Origin of the sequence: Haliscomenobacter sp. (genome assembly GCF_033763495.1) — a bacterium.
In the GTDB taxonomy this organism is placed as follows: domain Bacteria; phylum Bacteroidota; class Bacteroidia; order Chitinophagales; family Saprospiraceae; genus Haliscomenobacter.
This window is the reverse complement of record NZ_JANRKL010000214.1, coordinates 26484-49055: the sequence shown is the minus strand read 5'-3', so window position 1 is coordinate 49055 and position 22572 is coordinate 26484. Positions and strand designations below refer to the sequence as shown.

Annotated in this window: 13 protein-coding genes; 6 read left to right on the top strand and 7 right to left on the bottom strand. The window is 47.4% G+C overall.

The window, feature by feature from the left end:
• Positions 1–130: 130 nt before the first annotated feature.
• From SFV55_RS25395 to SFV55_RS25380, 4 genes are all read left to right on the top strand, one after another.
• Positions 131–7840, top strand: coding sequence for a gliding motility-associated C-terminal domain-containing protein (locus SFV55_RS25395; RefSeq protein WP_320032385.1), 7710 nt, complete (start codon positions 131–133; stop codon positions 7838–7840).
• A 276-nt stretch (positions 7841–8116) separates the two neighbouring features.
• A complete protein-coding gene (locus SFV55_RS25390) occupies positions 8117–8845 on the top strand; it encodes a sulfite exporter TauE/SafE family protein (protein ID WP_320032384.1) in 729 nt (242 codons plus the stop codon).
• 456 nt (positions 8846–9301) lie between these two features.
• Positions 9302–9826: a hypothetical protein gene (locus SFV55_RS25385; protein WP_320032383.1), complete on the top strand. Its 525-nt coding sequence runs from the start codon at positions 9302–9304 to the stop codon at positions 9824–9826.
• Positions 9827–9830: 4 nt separating this feature from the next.
• Entirely contained in the window at positions 9831–10670 is an 840-nt protein-coding gene (locus tag SFV55_RS25380) for a hypothetical protein (RefSeq protein ID WP_320032382.1), read from the top strand.
• Positions 10671–10905: 235 nt separating this feature from the next.
• Here the strand turns inward: SFV55_RS25380 and SFV55_RS25375 are convergent, their stop codons facing one another.
• The 7 genes from SFV55_RS25375 to SFV55_RS25345 form a co-directional block, all read right to left on the bottom strand.
• Positions 10906–11199 (bottom strand): DUF427 domain-containing protein, encoded by a 294-nt coding sequence (locus SFV55_RS25375; RefSeq protein ID WP_320032381.1) that lies wholly within the window; start codon positions 11197–11199, stop codon positions 10906–10908.
• A 75-nt stretch (positions 11200–11274) separates the two neighbouring features.
• The gene (locus tag SFV55_RS25370) at positions 11275–11523 is read right to left on the bottom strand and encodes an FUSC family protein (RefSeq protein WP_320032380.1); all 249 of its coding nucleotides are present in this window, start codon (positions 11521–11523) and stop codon (positions 11275–11277) included.
• Between the two features lie 339 nt (positions 11524–11862).
• Positions 11863–12726: a nucleotidyltransferase domain-containing protein gene (locus SFV55_RS25365; protein ID WP_320032379.1), complete on the bottom strand. Its 864-nt coding sequence runs from the start codon at positions 12724–12726 to the stop codon at positions 11863–11865.
• Positions 12727–12903: 177 nt separating this feature from the next.
• On the bottom strand, positions 12904–14151 hold the full coding sequence (locus SFV55_RS25360) for an NAD(P)/FAD-dependent oxidoreductase (RefSeq protein WP_320032378.1): 1248 nt from the start codon (positions 14149–14151) through the stop codon (positions 12904–12906).
• A gap of 139 nt (positions 14152–14290) precedes the next feature.
• Positions 14291–15289, bottom strand: a complete 999-nt coding sequence (locus SFV55_RS25355; RefSeq protein ID WP_320032377.1) for a 4-hydroxyproline epimerase — start codon at positions 15287–15289, stop codon at positions 14291–14293.
• A 104-nt stretch (positions 15290–15393) separates the two neighbouring features.
• Positions 15394–16842, bottom strand: coding sequence for an aldehyde dehydrogenase (NADP(+)) (locus SFV55_RS25350; RefSeq protein ID WP_320032376.1), 1449 nt, complete (start codon positions 16840–16842; stop codon positions 15394–15396).
• A gap of 89 nt (positions 16843–16931) precedes the next feature.
• Positions 16932–17825 carry a dihydrodipicolinate synthase family protein gene (locus SFV55_RS25345; RefSeq protein WP_320032375.1) on the bottom strand — a complete coding sequence of 298 codons (894 nt, stop codon included), beginning with the start codon at positions 17823–17825 and terminating at the stop codon, positions 16932–16934.
• Between the two features lie 125 nt (positions 17826–17950).
• On the opposite strand from SFV55_RS25345, the gene SFV55_RS25340 reads away from it, so the two are divergent.
• Positions 17951–18817, top strand: a complete 867-nt coding sequence (locus tag SFV55_RS25340) for an AraC family transcriptional regulator (RefSeq protein WP_320032374.1) — start codon at positions 17951–17953, stop codon at positions 18815–18817.
• Between the two features lie 323 nt (positions 18818–19140).
• Positions 19141–22449, top strand: a complete 3309-nt coding sequence (locus SFV55_RS25335; protein ID WP_320032373.1) for a cohesin domain-containing protein — start codon at positions 19141–19143, stop codon at positions 22447–22449.
• The last annotated feature ends 123 nt before the right edge of the window (positions 22450–22572 follow it).

Below are 22572 nucleotides of genomic sequence, written 5' to 3'. Positions count from 1 at the left end.
AATACCGCAGCACTGTAAAGCTTCGTTCAATGTGTTGAAGTTGGTCCACCTATTGACAATGGACAATTGATTTGTTTCCTCCGAGGCCCTTTACATTACCTTAATTTATGTGTACTAACTGTGTGCTACAATGAAGCATTGGCTTACACTATTTACAATTATGCTGAATGGCTGGCTGTGGGGTCAAAACTGCCCGATTGAAGCGCCTTTGCGTATTCCTGCCAATGATTCTGTGGAATATTCCTTTGAAGTTTTCGATGTCCTAAATAACAATCTGGCAGCAGCTGGCCAAGGTGTTTGTGGAGTGAAAATGCGTTTTAGCCACAATTCAATTACCGATTTTGAAGTGTGGCTTACCTCGCCTGCAGGCACTACTGTGCAACTGATAGGCCCCAATGCCACTGTTTCACCAGCTACCCTGGGTGGTACCTGGAACGTAAACTTTGTACCTTGCCTGGGAACCGCCATGCCCCAGTTGCCTTATGGATCTCGTTGGAACAACAGCACAAATCCCTTTGGCTCGGGGGGAGTTACTGGCTCCTATTTTCCATACCTGGGCTGTTTGGAAGAATTCAAGACCGGCCCGGTGAATGGCACCTGGAAATTGAAACTTAAAACCCTTACCAGCACACAGATATCGAGCAGGCTTTTTGAATTGGACATCCAGTTTTGTGACAAAAGAGGGCAACGTTGTTGTTTTGCCGATGCCGGTGTGTTGAATAACCTCACCAACGTTTCGGCCTGCCAGTACGATAACGACTTAAACCTGGCACTTGCCCCAACCTATAGCGGAGTAAAGCCAGATTCCAGCAAGTTTGGCTACATCTATGCGATCGGACGGGACATGATCCTGCAACGCTATGACTCAATCCCGGATTTGCGTCGATTGGCGCCAGGCAATTATCAAGTCTGCGGGATTTCTTATGCGCGTAAAGATTCCAGTTTATTTCCCGCACCGGATAATCTCTTGCGTTTGGACACCCTGCGCAATCGTTTACTGGGGGATGCTGCGCCTTTTTGTGGAGAAATGACCAACAACTGTGTCAATGTGATCATCGCTCCACGTACTGACTCAACGGTATTGCCCCTCAAGGTCATTTGTGAAGGTGATTCGGTAGTCGTCAATGGCCGAAGTTTTAAAGAAACTGGCCGGTATTATATCAACTTTAATCAAGCTGGGCGTTGTGACAGTTTGGTCGTTGTTCCCGTGCAAGTCCAGAAAGTATTGAAGGTAAATCTGGACAGTACCATTTGTGCAGGCGATTCGGTGCGCGTTGGAACGTCCTTGTACAAAACGACTGGCAATTATGTAGATACCCTCCAGTCGCGCAGTAACTGTGATAGCATCGTTGCATTAAACTTACGCGTATTGCCTGCGATTCCGGTTCGGGATACGGCGATTGAAACCTGCTCGGGCCGTTCAGTGGTAGTAGCAGGGCAACGCTTTAGTACGTCCGGTGTTTACATCATTCCATTGGTGTCCAGTCAGGGCTGTGATAGTTTGATTCGCCTGACCATAAACTTTATTAGCCCTACCTCCATCATTACTGCTTCCGATACCTTCCTTACCTGTACCCGCAGACAAATTGTATTGGATGGTACTCGTTCGATTCCAGTGGGTGGGGTAATGTACCGCTGGGAAGACAACATGGGTAACCCAATCAGTGATAGCAGTCATTATGTTGTGACCAGGCCTGATACGTATTATTTGCAGGTAACGACCAATAAAAGTTTGTGCAGTCGCCGTCAGCGCATCATCATTACTGCAGATACCCTCAAACCCGTTATCAATATCAGCGGACTGGACACACTTGACTGTCGTACCCTCGGATTAACGCTTCATGCACCAGATACCAGTAAAGCAAAAGTCAACTTCATTTTTCGCTGGTCAACCAGCGGCACCGGGCGCATCCAAGGTGCTACCGATAGGGACTCAGCTCTAGTCAGCGGCCCTGGTTTATACAATCTGCAAATTGACAATTCCCGCAACGGCTGTTCGGCCAATGCAAATATTCAGGTCTTCCAAGATACCATACCCCCTATTGCCATCGCCGGCGGCGGCGGCACTATAACCTGTACCAATACCAACGTCACCTTGAGTGGAGCCGGGTCAAGCCAAGGGCCCAATTTTCAATACCGCTGGAGGGGTTTGAGTGGCCAACCTGTAACAAGCCCTGGAGCCTTATCGACTCAGGTGCGGCGTGCTGGAGCCTATGAACTAGCCGTAACCAACCTGGTCAACCATTGTTTTAGCTTGGATACCATTATAGTAGCAGCGGATACTACCCCAGTCCAGGTGTCGATTGATTCCCCTCGGGAACTAAACTGTATCAATCGTTCGGTAAACCTCAATTCACGGGTTAATCCCAACAATCGTACCTTGTTGTACAATTGGACAACCTTGAGTGGTGGCAACATTACTGGCTCAAATACCATACCCAGTATTACCGTGAACCGGGCTGGATCCTATGCCCTGGAAGTTACTGATCAGGCCAATGGCTGTACGAGCGGTGCATTTGTTACAGTCAAAGACAGTAGTGCAACTGTCCGAGCTGTCATTGCTACACCCGCTACACTTTCCTGCACCCAGCCGGAAGCAGAATTGGATGGCACTGGATCTTTGGGGGGGAGTACCCTAGTCTTTAATTGGAGCACCAGCAATGGTAAAATAGTGGGTGCGGCCAATCGAAATCGACTTAACATTTTGGGCCCAGGGACTTACAAACTTGTCGTCCGGGACAGCATCACGCAATGTAGTGATTCTGCAGAGGTAATGGTAAGGAATGATAGCGCGGCACCAGTGGCTGATGCAGGGGTGGCTATTGATTTGTTAACCTGTCAAAACCCCCGCTTGCGCTTGAATGGCTTAAATTCCTCTGGAGGGGCAGATTTTGAATACGAATGGTCGGGCACTTGTATCATTGGCAGTAACCGACAGCCCTTGGTCACAGTGAGTTGTGCAGGGGTTTACAAAATCACTGTTCGCAACAAAATCAACGGTTGTACTGCGGAAGACAGTGTTGAGGTATTTAGCAATCAGATTAAGCCAAAGGCTACAGTCAGCCCTAATCAAACCCTGACTTGCGCCAATCCATCTTTAGTAATTCCTGCAGAATTGGATTCTTTGGGTGCTGAGGTCATCGGCCTAAAATGGACTGGTCCTGTTGGGGGAGGAATTGTTTCTTCAGACACGATCTTAAAAGTCACTGTAAACAAACCTGGTCAGTACATCCTGCGCGCCACCAACCGCCAGAATGGTTGTGTATCAGAAGCTCCTGCCAACGTATTTATAGATACCATGACTTTGCGGGCGGATGCAGGTGCCGCATTTGCACTGGACTGTAAAACACCCCAGGGAACCCTGCAAGCACAAAACGTGACTACCGGCCCCCGAATGACCTACACCTGGTCGACCCGCAATGGGGTGATTGGCACCCGAGTGGATAGCCTTACCGCATCTGCGTTGGAGCCTGGTGTCTATCATTTTACGGTGCGGGACACTTTTAATGGTTGTTTTGCTGCGGATAGTGTGCTTGTCAACAATGACCGGATTCTTCCGCTGGCTAAAGCCGGAGCTGATCAGGATTTAACTTGTAGCAGACCCAGCGTAACCCTCAATAACCAGGGCTCCGCAACAGGTAGCAACATCCAATACATTTGGAGGGGTCCCTGTACCATTCCTGATTCTACTGCCGCATCCATCAACATCAGTTGTGAAGGCCAATATGTACTAAGGGTTTCCAACTCGATCAATGGCTGTATCGCTATGGATACTGTCCTGGTGAACCGTAACCCCTTGATTCCTAACGCAAGGGTTGAATCCACCACTGCCAACATCAATTGTACCGCTGGAGAGGCTATTTTATCTGCACGGGGCTCTTCGGGAGGGCAAATCCGCTGGTTTTTCCAAAACAATGAAATTGGGCGCGATACCCAGTTGTTGGTGCGTGACCCCGGGGCTTATTTATTGGTGATAGATAATACAACTTTAGGTTGCGCAGACAGTGTAACGGTGATCGTGAGTAAAGATTGCCGCCCTACGGCCATCATTGCTACTCCGGCAACCCTGACCTGTCGGCAGGCGGTGGTCACGCTGGATGGCACTGGGTCTTCCTTCAATGCCTCCATCCGCTATCGCTGGATCGGTCCGGGTGGAAGATGTATCGTCAGTGATTCTACCCTTCGTCAGGTCGATGTGATTTGCCCGGGTACTTATCAATTGATCATTGAAAACGTTGCGGCCAATGAGCGGGATACGGCCACGGTGCTGGTCAGGGCTGATCAAATTTTGCCTGTAGCAGTGGTGGCACAACCGGATACGATTACCTGCACATTGGCTAATGTTACGCTGGATGGCAGAAACTCCACTCAGGGAGCGAATATTCAGTACACCTGGTTGAACAATCAGGGGCAGGTAGTGAGCCGAACTTCCCAAACCCAGGTCAGCACACCTGGACTTTATGCCCTGGAGGTGTTGAATACTACGAATGGTTGTTTTGGACAAACTGAAATCCTGGTTCCCAAAGACACCAATTTTCCTCAAATCATCCTTAATTCGGCCTTATTTCCCTGCAATCGGGATACCTTCAGCTATCGCGGAGCTACTGTATTGCCGCAAGATCGCAACTATCAATTCCGTTGGACTGGACCAAACATTGCCGGGAAAAATGATACCCTCCTGGTCAACATTACCGGGGGGGGGCAATACATCTTTTCTGCTACCGATTTAGGCAGCAATTGTACCGTAACGGATACCATAAGCATCCAGGATCAGGAAAATTGTGCCCCTTGTGTGCGTGCAACAAATCCAGATCCGTTGCTGACCTGTACCCAAACCGAACTGACATTGCCTGCTGCATTTTGTCGTCCTTGCATAGGCTGTACGGTGACCTGGACAAGCAATAATGGCAACTTCCTTTCCCGAGCTGATACCATTGCTCCCCGCGTGAACCGCGCCGGAACGTATAATCTTACCGTAATTGACTCCAACAATCGTAGTATTAACCTGAGTATTATCGTGCGTACAGACCAGCAATTGCCCATTTTACCAGCAGGGTTTGATGCAAATTTGACTTGTGGGATACAACAGATTGCCTTGCCAGAACCCGATTCATCGGCCACTAACCCGATCACCTGGAATTGGGCTACTGCTGATGGTTTATTGGTAGCTGATGATTCCATCCCTGGGGCCTTTCGGGCAGCAAGATTGGGTACTTATCGCTTGACTGGACGAAATGTAATCACCAATTGCGAAAATTTCAGCCTGGTGCGGATCGGCCTGGACACCCTGGCACCACGTGCTGTTGCAGGCTCCGATGCGGTGTTGGATTGCAGCAATCAACGCCTCACCCTCAATGGTAGCAATTCATCAGTAGGCCCAGGCATCAGTTACCTTTGGACTGCCTTGGACAATGGACGGATTTTAGCGGGGGAAAATTCTTTAAACCCCATCATCGATGCCCCAGGACGGTACCTCATCCAGGTGGAAGATGGCCGAAATCAGTGCACGGATAGGGATACCTTGCGCATTACTCCCGATGCTTCCTTACCACCAATTGCGCCAATTGCCGACCAGGTGCTCAATTGTCGGGATACGGTCTTAACCTTGTCAGGAAGTATGCCTGCTGGTGGAAATTACGCGGGGAATTGGTGTGCTTTGGGGCCTAATCGAGATACCTTGGCTTGTTTTTCTCAAACGAATTTGCGGATCACCCAGGCAGGTTTATACAGTTACGAACTCACTGATATGCGTAACAATTGCCGTAATCGAATTTTTGTACAGGTCAGCGAAAACAATCAAGGGCCCGTCATAGATGCCGGAAATACTGACACTCTACGTTGTAATGAGTTGAGTTTGCGTTTGAAAGGGGAGGTTCAAAACCCCAGTAACCGCCTCAGCTATTCTTGGTCGGGCCGCAACAATCCTTCGATACAATCCGATACTACCCTAACTCCAATCGTCATCAGCGGCGGCTGGTATCGCCTGCAAGTTCAAAACCGTGACAATTTCTGTTCCAGTATCGATAGTGTATTTATAGCCAGTGATCTGGGTAAGCCTCAGGTGTCAGCGGGCAGGGATACATTCTTAAATTGTGTACCCCTGCAAATCAACTTGCAAGGGCGCTTTAGTTCCACTGGGGGAGAAACACTGGAAGCCCGTTGGACCGCCAACGGTGGACGAATCATCAGTGGGCAAAATACTGCCAACGCCCAAGTCGATCAACCCGGCATTTACCGGCTCACGGTGCGCAATACTATCAACAGTTGTGTGGCGGCTGATGAGGTGCTGGTCAGCAATCAAGCCTTAAAGCCGAATGCCCAGATCAACGGGCCTGCCTTGATTTCCTGCAACGTTGCACAAATCACCTTGTCGGGTGCCGCTTCGACGAACCCATTCAACCGCGGCTTACGCTATTTCTGGACACCGGTAGGAACAGGCCGTATCATCGGCAGCCCTGCCGACGACAGCATGCGTACCGCCCAGGCTGGTTTGTATCGCCTGATTGTCACGGATGGTTTGAGTGGCTGCCAGGATTCTACTGATTTTGCGCTGGAAGCCGATACCAATCGGCCTCGTATCGATATTGCTCCACCTGCGACGCTAAGTTGCTCGCGGAGCCAAGTGCGGATCGACGCCAGTGGCAGCGCAACTGGGGTGATTTACCGTTATTCTTGGCTTGGGCCAAATGGACAGGCGCTGGCTGATTCGAGTAAAACGCCATTGGTCAACTTACCAGGTGTTTACCGCATAAGGGTGCTCAATACCCAAAGTGGTTGTATCGCGGTGGATTCTGTGTTAGTGACCGAAGATTATGTGGTGCCACGCATCCGCATGCGGGCTCTGGATGTCCTGGATTGTGCCACTTCGGTGATCGAGTTGGAGGCAGGTACTTCACAAGGGCGCAATTTGAGTTTCAGCTGGTCGGCCCCACAAGCAGGCATCGTCAGCAATCCCAATACGGCCCTGATTCGGGTGAATGCTCCTGGTTTATACCGCCTGGTGTTGACCGATGGATTGAATGGCTGTAGCAGCCGGGATAGTTTGGTGGTACAGGAAGCTGCCAGTGCGATCGATTCGGTTGCCTTCGATGTGCGTCAACCAGGCTGTGGCAGCAACCAAGCCGGGCAAGTTGTGGTGACGAACATTACGGGGGGCACCGCGCCTTACCTGGTTTTGTTGAACAATTCCCTGCCCGAAGCCAACAATACTTTCCGCAACCTGCGTCCTGGTACTTATACCCTCAATGTAAAAGATGCGGGCGGTTGCCTCTGGACCAGCTCAGTGGTATTGCAAGCTCCCAGCGCGCCTTCAGTGGAATTGGGTCCGGATCGGGAAATCAAATTGGGCGACAGCGTGAACATCGTACCGATCATCAGTACGGATAGTATCGTATCGATCACTTGGTCGACCGGAGCTACCCTGAACAACCCCAATGCGCGGAATCAATTGCTGAAACCGAGCACGAGCACCACTGCTCAAATCACCATCCAGGCGGCCAATGGCTGCACGGCTTCGGATTTGCTCAACATTTTGGTGGTCCGCAACCTGCCTTTGTTTGTCCCCAATGTTTTTTCACCCAATGGCGATGGAATCAATGATTTGCTGAACATTTATTCCGGCTCGCAGGTCAATAAAATCAACTTTTTCCGAATTTACGACCGCTGGGGCAATCAGGTGTACGGGCTCCAGGAGTTCCGTCCGAACGATGTGTTGTTGGGTTGGGATGGTAAATTTGGAGGCCAGACCTTGAACAGTGCCGTGTTCACCTGGTATGCGGAGGTGGAAATGGCGGATGGGAAGTTGGAAAAATTGAAGGGGAGCGTGACGCTGGTGAGGTAGGGGATAGGTTATCACAAATGACTACACCAAAACATTTATTTAAACACAAAGGACACAAAGGCAGCACAAAGGACACAAAGTGAAGCGTCATCAACGTCTAACTTTGTGTCCTTTGTGCTGCCTTTGTGTCCTTTGTGCTTAGAAATGTCGCTTTAGTGATTTTCTAAAACATTCGTGATGACGAAAGTTTGTGTTTTCTTTGTGTCCATAAACTTTTGAAAATTTGAGCGCAGCTTGAAAACGCTTCAATAAACATTCTGCGCAAAAAAAATAATCATGCAGACCACCGTTCTTTGTCTCGCCGCCTTTTTCGCCAGCATGTTGAATGCAGGAGCCGGAGGAGGAAGTTTTATTACCTTTCCAGCCCTGGTGTACAGTGGTTATTCCCTTACGGCAGCCAATGCCATTAGTACGGTTGCATTATTTCCCGGGGCGCTTTCCAGTGCCTGGGGTTTTCGGAATAGTTTGAATGAAACGGTAAGTAAGTTGATCATTTTTGCCATTTTAAGCTGCCTGGGCAGTATTGCCGGAACTTACTTGTTCTTGTGGACCGACGAAGCACAATTGAAAAAACTGATCCCGGGGCTCATCCTTTTTGCAACCGTTTTGATCTACTTCAAAGACCGGATCAAGGGTCTGCAAACCAAACCCAATCCTTACATCGTCTACCCCTTGCAGTTTCTGGTGGGCATCTATGGCGGATATTTCGGCGGGGGAATGGGCATCATGATGATTGCGGTGTTCAGCTTGTACGGCATGAAAGATTTTTTGCAAATCAATGCGTTGAAATCTGTTCTGGGTTTTTCGATCAACCTGGTGGCGGCCACGATTTTCATCATCCAGGTGGATCTACCCTGGCCAACGGTGCTGTCGATGATCGGGGCAAGTGTGTTGGGTGGATACGCCGGGGCTAGGGTGATGTATCGCTTGTCGGAAAAAACGGTGCGGACTTTTATTGTGGTTGTGGGGGTGGTATCGGCGGTGTTGACTTGGGTGGGGATGTGAGAGGGCGAGGAATCAATCAATAGAAATGAGATTTGAAAATCAAGGATTTGTACATGATTTTACGTGAGTTTTGAATTGATTTATTTACCGCAGAGTTTCACAGAGTAGACGCAGAGTTTCTCAGAGTTTTATTAGTTGTTAAGAGTTTTGCCACCTTTGGTGGCTAGAAGTCGAGTAGGATTAATATTTGATAGTTTGGCATTAATGTTCATTCAACGCGCCTCTGCGTACTCTTCACCACCGAAGGTGGCTTAAACTCTGAGAAACTCTGCGTCTACTCTGAGAAACTCTGCGGTTAGATAATATTGCCTTAATGCTGTTTCTGAACTAGGGGGCAAATAAATTACTATGCCACAATCGAAGCCAGCTTACCGAATTTCAGTTGTTACAGTTTCGCTGTTTATTTTAAGCGGTCTGTTGCTCAATCAATGCAAAAAAATCTGCAATGAACAGCAAATGTTGACCAAGTTAAAAAGGCAGAATGTTGAATTCTATCCTTTCCTTGATTCGTTAAAATTGGAAGAACAACCTCAAAAATACAACCCTAATTATGAGTGTTTGTCATTGGTAAAATTAAACGATCATGCTCCAGCCGTGCTGTGGGGATTTTGGTATTGTTGGAGAACCCTTAAGGTAGATTCAATTGGCTATGTAGCATTTCATGATTTTTTTGAGCTAGCTGGTGTGGATAAATCGAAGGCAATCATCGTAACTTATGCCAACCGGGAACGGGTTTATTTCAAATTGCTTACTTTTGAAAAAGAGGAAATTAAAATCTGGCCAGCTTTTTTGGTTTTAGAAAATGAATTGGAGGGCACTTTTTGCCATGAGCTGGATTATGATTCCACTCAATTTGAAGGTGAGCTGGTAAAAGAGCAATTGAGCGTGTGTGCTAAGTACGGCTATCATTCCCATTGTGAAGATATTGAAGACATAAAAAAGGAAGCGGAGTTTATGATACAGTTACCGAATCTCAACTAATGCCATGGCAAAGAATTTTTTCCTGTTCATGCTCATTTTCCTTACTGCTTGTGGGAATCCCAAAAAACCGAAACCGATTGCTGATTTACCTTTAGCTCCACTAATCTTTACCAGGCACAAATCACTTGAAAAGTTCCTCGATAGCCTAGTTCAAACTCCCGGCATCACCTATGCGCAAACTGAGCCAAGCTGCAGTGCGGATACCTTTGCGTTGAGTAACAATAATTTTCGCATTGTTCAAACGCTAGGCGACATCAGGCAATACTACCATTATTATGATTGGGAAAAAAGGAGCCCTTTTGAAAATACAGCGGATAGTTGCAATAGTGTTTTACAATTGGGTAGTCATAAATGGGCGGGGCATTGTCAGCTTCATATGGTGTGCCCGCAAAAAACTGAGTTTACTTTTAATCACAGCAAGTTTATCTACCGGATGGGTGTACCCATGAATAATTGTACAGGTAGGATGTGCCGGGTGCTTTATTATCCCGTTTTTGCAATCAATGGGCAAGACACCAGTTTGCAGGTATTTACGAATGTTGAAGATGTAACTGGTCTCAGATATGGTGATTTCAACCAGGATAAATGCCTGGATTTTTTGGTGGTTGGGAACGGTTTTTCGAGGGAAGATTTTAAAAAATTAGCCTACAGAGGAGAAATGAAGGCAGGGTTAGATTGCTCAAATGATCAATGTTATAAAATCACCGCACTTACCTTCAAAAATGGCAAATGGACAGCGTTAAAAGACCGCAATGGAAAACTGTTCTATTTTTTACTCTGGTTAAATGAAGCTTTAAACCCTGATGCTGGTTTTGAACTGCTGGATGCGTATTGGGTGGAGTAAAACAAGTTGTGATATTTTCAGGATTCGCGTATAGCCACCCCAAGGCAGATATGCCTCAAGAAAGTTATAAGTAGTGCGTTTAACGGCATTGCTGATCCAATTTTTTCTAAAACTTGATCATTTGGTAAGATTTTAGCTAAAACTCAATTTTGAGTTTTTACTAAAACCTATGTTTTTGCATAGATTTTAGCTAAAACTGGATTCAACTTATTTTAATCTTGTGATTGATTGCTTATCATTCTACCTCAGTAATGATTTGCACACCTTTCCAAAAAGCAACCCGATTTTTAATTTCTTTTGCCGCTTCTGATGGTTCGGCGTAATACCAAACTGCATTTTCATTTATTTTGCCATCGACTTCCAACGAGTAATAATTGGCAAGACCCTTCCAATGGCAATGTGATTGATGACTACTCGCTTTTAAATATTCTTGTCTAACGGATTCCATTGGAAAGTAATGGTTCCCTTCGACCACTACTGTTTTATCACTTTGTGCGATGATTTGATCATTCCAAATTGCTTTGTACATAGGTAGTAATTTAAAGCTTTAAGTACTGTTTTTTCAATTCTGGTAAATGTTGCCCCTCAAACCTCAGCCATGCATTTATTGTAAATTTCGTTCTTTCAATTCTTTCTTCAGTGTTTCATATTGCTTCGGTTTTTTCAAAAAAAGATAAATCAAAAACAAAGGAATCAATGTGAAAAAACCCCAAGCGCTTGCAATGATACTGAAAACTATTATTCCGGCTAAAAATCCAATAAAAAATGCATCGATCATAGGCGATGGCTTGTTTGCTTTTGCTGCTTCTAGTAGCTCTTCGTCGCTTAATCGAGATAGTTCTTCTTGGCTCATTTGTGGTTGTTTTTTGGCGTTCAATTACTGGTAATGTTCATTGCAATAACAGCCAATGACCAAATCTTGACGCTGTTTCGATAGCAATATAAGTAAAAATATCTGTTCCATGCAAGGCATCCCCGAAGGAAGTTGGCGGCCTGTGGATAGGATTTGTTCTGGTGTAGGAGGAGGTGCTTGCAAGGCATGGTTTCCCTATTTGCGATGGAGGGGCATTTGAAATAAGTCAACCCAAAACTTTCACTACTGCTCGATGAAATTACAAATGTTGATTTTAAAAGAGTAATTCCATCTATTGCCAATACGATGTTGAGTTGAGAATCTTTGGGTGGTCATTCATTATTGTAATTTATAGTATGGTTTGTATTGCCCACTTGCAAGTTCAACTACCTCGTTGAATAAAAACTTTAAATGTTCAACGTTATCTTTCAATGAGTTTTTGTCGCAACTTAAAATTGAATTGATTTTATTTGTGAGGTTAGTGGGCTTATTTTTTGCGGTTTCTATAATATCTATCGCCCTTTTGTCGCCCATTGGGTAAATTTCATTTAAAGCAAAAAGTGCTGAAACAATATTGTTCATAGCTCTTGCCAAACAACCAACAGTGCTATAAATATCAGCTTTTAAGGCAAGCTTTTCGGCTTGCCAAATCGTAAATTCCGCTGACCATAACGATTGTTGAATAATAGATTGTTTTAATTTCTGTGGATATTGCTTTACGTTTTCTTTCAGGTGCATAACAACATCATCAGGATCAAATAGCGGAAGGCTGTAATGCGTTTCCGAAAGAAAAATGACTGACGAAAAACCATAAGGTGGCTGTTGTTCATAGTGATTTTCCCAAACACCGTTTTTTGCATTGTCAATGGTTTTTGCAATTTGGTCAATGTTTTTGTAGAGAAAATCCACTTCGCCATATTCAGTGTTTATCCATGCGCCGCCATTTACCCAGGGCCCCCATTCGTAAAAGGCAGTGACAGTTGGTTTCTCGTTGTGTGCATATTTGTTGGCAACAATCTTCACTTTTTCAATGTCAAAAGGATTTTGCTCACAATAGTAGATTCCAATATCGAGGTCAGAACTCTCTGTTGCAGCTCCGACCGCGTACGAACCACCAAGAACAATTGCCTTAACCCCATCAATGAGTTTTAATTCGGCTGTAATGTCGTCAAGTAATTTTTGTTTGTTGTCGGAAATTTGCATTCGCAATGGGTATGTTGTATGGTTTGGTTAGAATGAATATTATTTGTGCTTCCAACACGAACGAAGTTCATGCCTCAATTTGTGAAAATTTGTGTCTGAAAAATGTTGTTTGAGCTTCGCCGAAGGCGAAGTCATAATCTATCACGAATTTTCAAACTATCAATCACGCCTTTGATTCTACCCAAACCGCTCCGGCCCAAACATCCCCAAATCCACACTCACCTTTTCCTCTTCCGCCAATTCCGCCACCAACTTACCCGTACCTGCCCCCAAGCTCAGGCCCAACATCGAATGCCCGGTCGCCACGATCACATTCGGCGTTTTTTGGAGTCGCCCAATGTAAGGCAGCCCATCAGCCGAACAAGGCCGGTAGCCGTACCAGATGTCCTCCGCTTTGGGTTGTTCCAACTTCAACTGTGGGAAAAATTCCCGAGCGGATTGTACAATGCCTTCCACCCGTTTGTACCGCGGCGGGGTATTGATGGGCGTAATTTCCATAGTGCCGCCAAAACGAATCTGTTCTTCAAATGGGCTCACCGCCACCCGCCCTTCGGTAAGGATCACCGGGCGACGCAGCGGGAAATCGGAGGAATTGGCCAAAAAGGAATAGCCCCGGCCAGCGACCAGTGGCAAGCTCAAATCCAGTTTAGCCGCCATTTCCCGGCTCCAGGAGCCAGTGGCCAGCACCACCAAATCGGCGTTGTGGGTTCCTTTATCGGTTTGTACTTGAGTGATTGCGCCATTCTGTTTGCTAAAGCCGGTCACCTCCGTATCCACGTGTAGCACGGCTCCATTTTTCAACAAGTATTGCTCCAGATTTTGCACCAATTGTTCGGGATTACAATGCGCGTCGCAGCGGAACCAGGTGGCGCCCCGGATGTTCATCTCCACATCTGGTTCGATGGCTTTTACTCCATCTTTGTCCAGCCATTCGGCATCCAGCCCCAAGTCGCGGGCGATCTTGGCGGTTTCCTGGGCGTGGTGGGCATTTTCAGCCGTTTGTACCGCTTCCAACATGCCGTCGTGGGCATAAAAAAAGTCGAATCCAGGTTCTTTTTTCAATTCCTCATAACAGGCCATGCTGAACATAGCAATGTCCCTTAAGGGCCGCGCCGAAGCCTGCACGTGTTGAGCCGTCGCGCTGCGCATGAACTGGATGCCCCATTGAATCAGCGGCCAACTCAGACGCGGTTGCACATAAAAAGGGCTGCGCGAATTGAGCATCCATTTCAAACCCTGCGATACAATCCCCGGCGTAGCCAGGGGCACGAAGTGGCTGGGACAGATGTAGCCAGCGTTGCCCGTTGAGCAATTGTTGCGGCGGTTCCCCTTGTCGATTACGGTCACTTGCCAGCCTGCACGGCTCAGGTAATAAGCGGAACTAAGGCCGATGATGCCGCCGCCGATGACTATTGCTGTTTTCATGGATAGCTTGAAAGAGTTGAGGAGTTGAGAAGTTGAGGCTACCGCAAGAATGGGTGTGTGTTTGTGTGTGATAGTGTGCGTGTGCCAATGGCACGTCTAAGTCGCTCGCGGTAGCCTCAACTTCTCAACTTCTCAACCATTAAATTACTTGAAACCCATGCGCATACGGATCATCTTCTGGATCGATGCTAATGGTATTGTAGCCATAAATTCGTGCCCAACCTTCGATGCTGGGGCGAATAGCGGATTTGCCCGCCAGACTGGTTTCTTCTTCGATGCGCCCGATGAACTGGGAACCGATGATGCTTTCGTGGACAAATTCATTCCCTTTCTGCAATTTGCCTTGGGTGTACCACTGCGCCATCCGCGCCGAAGTACCCGTGCCGCAGGGCGAGCGGTCGATCGCTTTGTCGCCATAAAAAACCGCATTGCGGGCAGTAGCATTGGGGTGAATCGTTTTACCCGTCCATTGGATGTGACTACAACCGTTGATGGTAGGGTCTTCGGGGTGTACAAAGCTGTATTGCGCGTTGATGCGTTTGCGCAACTCCCGGGCCCAGGCCACCAACTGTTCGGCAGGGTAATGCTCCAGTCCAGGGAAGTTTTCCTGCACGTCCACAATGGCGTAGTAGTTGCCTCCGTAGGCCACATCTACGGTGATAGACCCCAAACCTGGGCACTCCACCGGAAGATTTTCAGCAGCCAGGAAAGACTTTACGTTAGTCAACCGTACACTTTTGACTTTTTTGCCCTCCTGCACATAAGTGATTTCTACCAAGCCAGCCGGAGCCTCCATGCGGATTTTTCCCGGCGTTTTGGGATTGATCAAGCCATGTTCCAACGCAGCCGTAATGGTGCCAATGGTGCCGTGACCACACATGGGCAAGCACCCACTGGTTTCGATGAAGAGCACCGCCACGTCGTTTTTGGGATCGTGTGGTGGGTACAGGATGCTGCCACTCATCATGTCGTGCCCCCTCGGCTCAAACATCAGCCCCTTGCGAATCCAGTCGTATTCGGCAAGAAAGTGCTGGCGTTTTTCACTCATGTCTTTGCCCTCCAGTTGGGGGCCACCGCCAGCTACCAGGCGAACCGGGTTGCCGCAGGTGTGGGCGTCAATGCAGAAAAAAGTCTTCATTGGTTATGAATTACGAATAATTCGAATGACGAATGACGAATAAAGGGCTGCCCACAAGTTTCGGGGGTGGCGCCAAATTCGTCATTCGTCATTCGAGTTATTCGTCATTTAGCAAACACTCCGTCCACCCATCTCCAAATCCCCAACGGATTGTTGTCTTGCAATTCCATGGGCAATAAGGCAGCTGGATAATTTTGATAACAAATCGGGCGAGCCCAACGCTTGATGGCGTCGGAACCTACCGAGGTGAAGCGGCTATCGGTGGTAGCGGGATAAGGGCCGCCGTGTTGCATGGAAGCCACTACCTCAACTCCTGTAGGTACACCATTAAAAATCACCCGGCCTGCCTTGGCTTGGCCGAGCTCAACCAGATCGGAGTTCGCCAATGCATCCTCCTCGGTGGCCATGAAGGTCAGGGTGAGTTGGCCTTCTAAATGCTCCAGGATTTGGGCAATTTGTTGTTTTGACTGGCACTTCACCACCAGGGCATAAGGGCCAAATACTTCTTCGTGCAGTTTGGGGTTGGCCAAAAAAGTCTCGCCATCCACCAGGGCGACTGCTGCCCTTGGCTCAATGCCAGAAACTTCTTTTTCTGTTTTGCCCAAAACACCCAGGCCGGGCTGTTCCAGCGCAGCATTCAGGTTTTTCTCATAGGCTGCATGAATACCACCGTGCAACATCGGCATAGTAGGCAGTGCAGGCACTTCATGACCTATGGCGCGGAGAAAAACGTCGAGGGCTTCACAGTCTTGAGCCAGGATCAGACCAGGTTTGGTACAAAACTGTCCCATCCCCAGGGTGAAAGAGGCGGCCAGTTGTTTGGCCAATGTTTCGGGTTGGGTGGAAAGAATTTCTGGCAACAAAATCACAGGGTTGATGCTACTCATTTCAGCAAAAACCGGAATGGGTTGTTTGCGTTCCCGGGCGTATTCAACAAGGGCAGTGCCGCCAGCTAGAGAACCTGTGAAACCAACCGCTTGGGTGTGTGGGTCTTGCACCAGGGCTTTGCCTGTGGCAAAATCGGTGCTATCCACATGTTGTACGGTATGCTCAGGCATTCCACAAGCCGCAATAGCTGCCTGTATGGCACCAAAGACCAAAGCCGAAGTTTTGGGGTGTCCAGGATGCCCTTTGATTACCACGGTACAACCAGCGGCCAAAGCCGATGCGGTATCACCACCAGCGGTAGAGAAGGCCAAAGGGAAATTGCTGGCACCAAAAACGACTACTGGGCCTAGTGGGTTGAGCATTTTGCGCAAATCGGGGCGGGGTGGAATCCTTTCGGGTTGAGCAGTGTCGATCACAGCTTCTACCCAGGAGCCTTCACGCACCAGGTTGGCAAACAGCCGCAGCTGATTGGCGGTACGGCCGCGTTCGCCCAACAAACGTGCTTCTGGCAGGTTGGATTCGGCCATGGCAGTTTGGATCAGGGTGTCGCCCAGCGCTTCAATTTCGCTGGCAATGCGCTCCAGGAATTCAGCACGCTCAGCCTTGCTTTTTTTGCGGTAAACAGGGAAAGCCGTGGCGGCTTGTTGCATGGTTTGTTTGTTCATAGTGGTATGGTTGAGGTAGAGACGCAAGATCTTGCGTCTCTAATATCCAAGATTTTACGCATCCGAGACGCAAGATCTTGCGTCTCTACCTATGGTCTTGCTGCGATTCCATCCCGAATCACCTTCAAAATGCGGTCTCTTTCCGCACCTTCGAGGGTCAAACGGGGGGCGCGTACGTATTCGGAGCCAATCCCCACTTCTTGTTCAGCCAATTTGATGTACTGTACCAGTTTGGGGTGAAGGTCCAATTCCAACAAAGGTAAGAACCAGCGGTAAATGGTCAAGGCCTCAGCTAACTTTCCTGCTTTCACCAAGCGATAAATGGTACAAGTTTCGGCTGGGAAGGCACAAACCAAGCCAGCTACCCAACCATCGGCACCCAACACCAATTCTTCAAGCGCCAAAGTATCTACTCCGCACAGGATTTTGAGGCGATCGCCAAAACGATTGACCAAACGCGTCACATTAGAAACATCACGAGTCGACTCTTTGACGGCGGTAATGTTTTTTTCTTCAATCAAAGCAGCAAACATGTCCAGGGTGATTTCAATTTTGTAATCAACCGGATTGTTGTACAGCATGATGGGGAGCTCGGTAGACTGGGCCACAGTGCGGAAAAACGCAGTGGTTTCGCGATCATCGGCTTTGTAGCGCATTGGAGGGAGCAACATGAGGCCATCAGCACCCCATTTTTCGGCCAACTGGGCCTGACGTACTGCCTGCCGGGTAGAGCCTTCGGCGATGTTGAGCACTACTGGTGTTTTCCCTTCCAGTTTTTCCTGAGAAAATTTGACCAAGGTTTCTTTTTCATCCTCGGTGATGGTGCTGGCTTCACCCAGGGAGCCACCCAAAATAATTCCGTTTACCCCACCATCCACCTGTGCTTGCAGGTTTTTGGCAAAGAGCGGCAAATCCAATTCATCCTGACTATTGAATTTGGTGGTTAGCGCCGGAAATACGCCCTTCCATTCAAATGCGTTCATGTCGTAATTTTTGGTAAAGGTAATGGCTTGAAGATTATTCGAATTGATTTGGATTGGCTAAAAACTAACTTTTTTTAACCATTAATGTTCTGCTTGTGTTATTTTGCTGGTAAAAAACGTTTAACTTGAAAGTTATCCCTTTTACCATTCCCGTGAGTGGAGAACAATCGATCATCATTCAGGAAGACCGGGAACCTCATTTTTACCCCCATTTGCACCAGCATCCAGAAATACAGCTCACCTGGGTGATTGAGGGGAATGGCAACCTTTTGGTTGGGGAGCAGGTGCATCGTTTTCAGACGGATGATGTTTTTTTGATCGGTGCCAATCAACCCCATTTGTTCAATAGTGATCCGGCTTATTTTTCTGCTGATTCGAGTTTGTCCATTCACGCGCTTACCTTATTTTTTGACCCGCACCAGATGAGGCAAACCTTAGGATCGATTCCTGAGTTGAGCGGGATGGGTGCATGGTTAAAAGATTTTGATCGGGGGATCAAGATAGGATCAGCTACCAAAGCCCGAATCATCGAATTGATGCTAAAAATTCAAACTGCACATTCGCTTAAAAGAGTAGCTTTTTTCCTGGATTTATTGGAGTGTTTGACATCTGGGCAAGACACTTTCTATTTAAGCCAACAAACCCCATTTGCCATTTCAGAGAGTGAAGGTCAAAGAATGAGCACGGTATTTCAATATTTGCTCAAACATTATGCCGATGAACTGAATCTGGAAAAAGTAGCTGCACAGGTTCACCTTACACCACCAGCCTTCTGCCGGTATTTCAAAAAACATACCCGTAAAACCTTCACCGTTTTCCTCAATGAAATCCGCATCAATGCCGCTTGCCGATTCCTGAAAGAAGAGCAGTCGATATCTGTTGCAGAAATCGCATATTCAACGGGTTTTAACAACATTCCACATTTTAACCGCACTTTCAAACGGGTTACTGGCCAAAGACCTAATGATTGGCGGAAAGAGAAGTTTCGATGATTTTGTGAAAATTGTTACAAGTAGTGGGCAAAAATAAGTGTTCATTTTTCCTGAGCCAAAGGATTAAATAAGAAACTTAAAATGAACCGTTTACTTATTTACTCCTTTGGCAAAATGAAGCACTTATTTTTTTTCGCCCCTAGGCAGATACTTTTCATTCAAATGGCAACGTTAACATTTCATTCAATCCAGCCTACCTGACATTTTACCTGTTTTTTCCAGCCAAAAAAATTCCACGAAACATAAGCAAGAACAAAAACAATCATGCTATGTCCCATTGTCATTGGCATAGCCCCCATAACCTTGCAAAAAACCATTGAAATATGCGAAAAGTTCTATTTTTCCTGCTATCCAGCTTGCTTTGCTGGCAGTTATCTGCCCTGGATGGCCCCAAAAACCAAATTGTAAAGCCACCAACCTACTTGAGCTTTTTTATGCCCTTGTACGACAGTACGGCTTTTCCTGTTTGTATCGCAAATGTCAAAGCCCGCTTAAAGGACACACTGGTATGTGTGAACGTAGTAGCGGTCAACTTTGACACCATTGCAGCGCTACAATACACGGTAAAATTTGACACTACCATTTTGCAGTTTAAGGAGATCAAGGTCGATACCAACAGTGCCTTGAAAAAACTCACGCGTGATGATTTTAGTGTGAAACCGGGAGGCTTGATTTCGTTGGTCTATTCCAAATCCGAAAGTGCTGCTGGCTTAAATATCCCAGATAGCACCAAATTGTATCAACTCTGTTTTAAACCCTTGAAAGAAGGTAAATCTGCAATCAGTTTTACCGATAGTGTAAATACAGAAGTGCTGGGCCCCAAACGTTCCAAACGAGCATTTAAAGGTGAGGCAGGATCGGTTGAGGTAACTACTGATACCATCGCACCACCTCCACCTTCTACTTGTAGAGATACCGTAATTACCCGTACCATTGCCGTTTGCCTTGGTCCGATTGGTATGGATACAACCAAACTGATTACTGCTGGTGGATGTGATAGTACCATCATCATAAACAGAGTAAGAGCTACTTCCACTGCCCCACGCGATACGTTGATCTTCACCACCATTTGTGAAGGGCAAAGCTACACAGTGGGTGAAAATGTATTCCGCCAGGCTGGTACTTACGTCGTCAATTTGCTTACCGAAGGAGGTTGTGATAGTTTGGTACAACTTGCCTTGGCAGTGAAGCCAATGGTGGGCCTCACCATTACGGGTGCTGATACCAGTATTTGTGACGGTGACTCAACCTTAGTGAGGATCTCAGGGGGTGCTGGCTATACCTGGAGTACTGGAGCAACTACCGATTCGGTATGGCTTGGTCCAGGTAAATACACTGTATCCGTGAAAGACACTACAGGTGGTTGTGAAGGAATCCTTACCGTTGTGATTGGATCAGCTTCCCCTAAACCACAAATTGAAACTGACCTTATCAAAGCATGTTCAGTAAGCACCTTGCCAGTAATCAAAGTAAAAGCAGACTCTGCCTTTACTGTCAACTGGTATGATGTGCCTACCGGAGGAACACCCCTGGCCAAGGACACCTTGAGCTTTAAACCTACCAAAGCCGATACTTTGTACGTTGAAGCCATTGATTCCTCGGGTAAAAAATGCGCCAGCAAGGAACGAACTGCCATTGTGGTGCTTATCGACAGTACCCAGACTGCTGGCTTCACTGAGTGCCCTAAAGACGTCATTGCAGTTGCTCCTGCTGGCAAAACCAAGGCACCAGTAAGCTGGAAAGCACCCACCTTTAGCAGTGGATGTGACAGCACAGTAGCGGTGCTAAGCAGCAACCATAAGCCTGGTGATACCCTCGCGGTGGGTACTACCCGAGTCAGGTACATCCTCACGGATACAACTTCCAAAAAGATAATTGACTCCTGCGTATTCAAAGTCATTTTGGGTACCGATACGATCCTGCCTCCTCCGACCAAGGTTGATTCACTCACTTTCTATATTGATACAAGTGGAGTCAAACTTACGGACAGTACGATGAGTGTACCCGTGAAAGTACTCAACTTTGATGCTGTTCAAGGATTCCAGTTCACACTGGCCATACCTGATAGTGCCGCTACATTTGTTGGATTCGTTGCGGACACTGCAGCGCTCAAAGGAGTGGAGAATTTTGCTTTCTCTTCGACTGTTCGAACGGTCAACTGGTTTGATGCGCAGTCCAACGGGGTAACGCTCAAGGATAGTACCACCATCTTTACTTTACAAATTAGCCGAGATTCAGCCAGTAAGGAGTGTATCCCGGTTCAGTTCAAAAACGCACCATCGAAGATCATTGCCACTAAATCTTCACTGACCGAAATTATTCCAACCACGATCGATGGAGTAGTTTGTCCGGACACCACAAAGGTTCCACCAGTTGATACCACAGGGCCAGTTAAAATTGCCGGAAAAATTTACCGCGAGGACAAAACTCCGGTCAAATTTGTGACGGTTGACATCAGTCCTGACAGTGTTGCTTCAGTGATTACCGGGGTCAGCGGAGAATATGCCTTCGACTCTTTGTCCTATAATAAAAATCATACCATTCGCCCTTCTTTGGATTCCAATTATTCTGGTGGGGTGAACATCCTCGATGTGGTATTGATCCAGCGGCATATTTTGGCCAAGGATACCCTGGACAGCCCTTACAAGTGGATTGCAGCCGACGTAAACAAGTCGGGTACTGTTACTGTAGCAGACATTCTGGACATCCGCCGTTTGATTTTGGGGGCAATTGATTCGTTTCCCAATAACACTTCCTGGCGATTTGTGCCCGTGAGCTTCAAGTTCCCCGACAGTGTGGCCAATCCATTGACCGTGAAATTCCCGGACACCATCGGTTTCACAGGTTTGAAAATGGACACGCTGAACAATGACTTCATTGGCATCAAGGTGGGTGACGTTAACTTGAGCAAAGATGCCCAGCTGCGTGCCGAAGGCCCGATGGAAATCACCATGGCCAACCGCGCATTTGACTCCGGCGAAAAGCTAGTGCTTGATGTACGGGCCAACGACCTGAGCAAATTTGCTGGCTACCAGTTTGACCTGGGCTTCGACCGCGAAACCCTTGAATTTGTCGGCGTGGAAGCAGGTGACGTACCTGGTGTTGACCGCAACTCCTTCAATTTGAATGCGGTGGCAGAGGGCCGAATCCCAACGCTGTGGTACCAAACCGGAGCAACTTTGCGCAGTTCCGAAAACCCAGTATTGTTCAGACTGACCTTCAACACCCGCCGGGCAGGTGAAGTAGCAGAAGCAATCTGGCTCAACCAACAAGGATTGGCAGGCATGGCCATCAATCAGGCTGGTCAGGTAAAACAATTGAAGGCTCGTTTCACCGATGCTGCGCTGAAAGTGGATTTAGGCAAACGCAATGCCATCAAGGCATTGGGCGTACAACCCAACCCATTCAGTGATCAGGCTTTGATTCGGTTCAAACTGCCAACGGATTCCCGTACCACCTTGTCGATTATCGATGCTGCTGGCCGTGAAGTTTACCGCGAAGCCCGCAATTTGTCAGCAGGTGTTCAGGAATGGACAATCAATGGCAACACCTTGGGCCAAAATGGCGTTTACCATTATCGAATCCTGACCGCTTACGGCGTATTGACGGATAAGGTGATTTTGACAAAATAATCATAGTGCATTTCGGGGTTCGGTCAGAATCTCGAAGCTTTAAAAAGCTAAAGCGACATTTTTTTAGCACAAAGAACACAAAGGTTTCACAAAGGACAAAAGTAAAGCGATTGTCAACGTCTA

What these genes read in the sequence shown, in the direction of transcription:
- SFV55_RS25395 (WP_320032385.1), top strand. Translation starts at nt 131, where the DNA reads ATGAAGCATTGGCTTACACTATTTACAATTATGCTGAATGGCTGGCTG.
- SFV55_RS25390 (WP_320032384.1), top strand. Translation starts at nt 8,117, where the DNA reads ATGCAGACCACCGTTCTTTGTCTCGCCGCCTTTTTCGCCAGCATGTTG.
- SFV55_RS25385 (WP_320032383.1), top strand. Translation starts at nt 9,302, where the DNA reads ATGTTGACCAAGTTAAAAAGGCAGAATGTTGAATTCTATCCTTTCCTT.
- SFV55_RS25380 (WP_320032382.1), top strand. Translation starts at nt 9,831, where the DNA reads ATGGCAAAGAATTTTTTCCTGTTCATGCTCATTTTCCTTACTGCTTGT.
- SFV55_RS25375 (WP_320032381.1), bottom strand. Translation starts at nt 11,199, where the DNA reads ATGTACAAAGCAATTTGGAATGATCAAATCATCGCACAAAGTGATAAA.
- SFV55_RS25370 (WP_320032380.1), bottom strand. Translation starts at nt 11,523, where the DNA reads ATGAGCCAAGAAGAACTATCTCGATTAAGCGACGAAGAGCTACTAGAA.
- SFV55_RS25365 (WP_320032379.1), bottom strand. Translation starts at nt 12,726, where the DNA reads ATGCAAATTTCCGACAACAAACAAAAATTACTTGACGACATTACAGCC.
- SFV55_RS25360 (WP_320032378.1), bottom strand. Translation starts at nt 14,151, where the DNA reads ATGAAAACAGCAATAGTCATCGGCGGCGGCATCATCGGCCTTAGTTCC.
- SFV55_RS25355 (WP_320032377.1), bottom strand. Translation starts at nt 15,289, where the DNA reads ATGAAGACTTTTTTCTGCATTGACGCCCACACCTGCGGCAACCCGGTT.
- SFV55_RS25350 (WP_320032376.1), bottom strand. Translation starts at nt 16,842, where the DNA reads ATGAACAAACAAACCATGCAACAAGCCGCCACGGCTTTCCCTGTTTAC.
- SFV55_RS25345 (WP_320032375.1), bottom strand. Translation starts at nt 17,825, where the DNA reads ATGAACGCATTTGAATGGAAGGGCGTATTTCCGGCGCTAACCACCAAA.
- SFV55_RS25335 (WP_320032373.1), top strand. Translation starts at nt 19,141, where the DNA reads ATGCGAAAAGTTCTATTTTTCCTGCTATCCAGCTTGCTTTGCTGGCAG.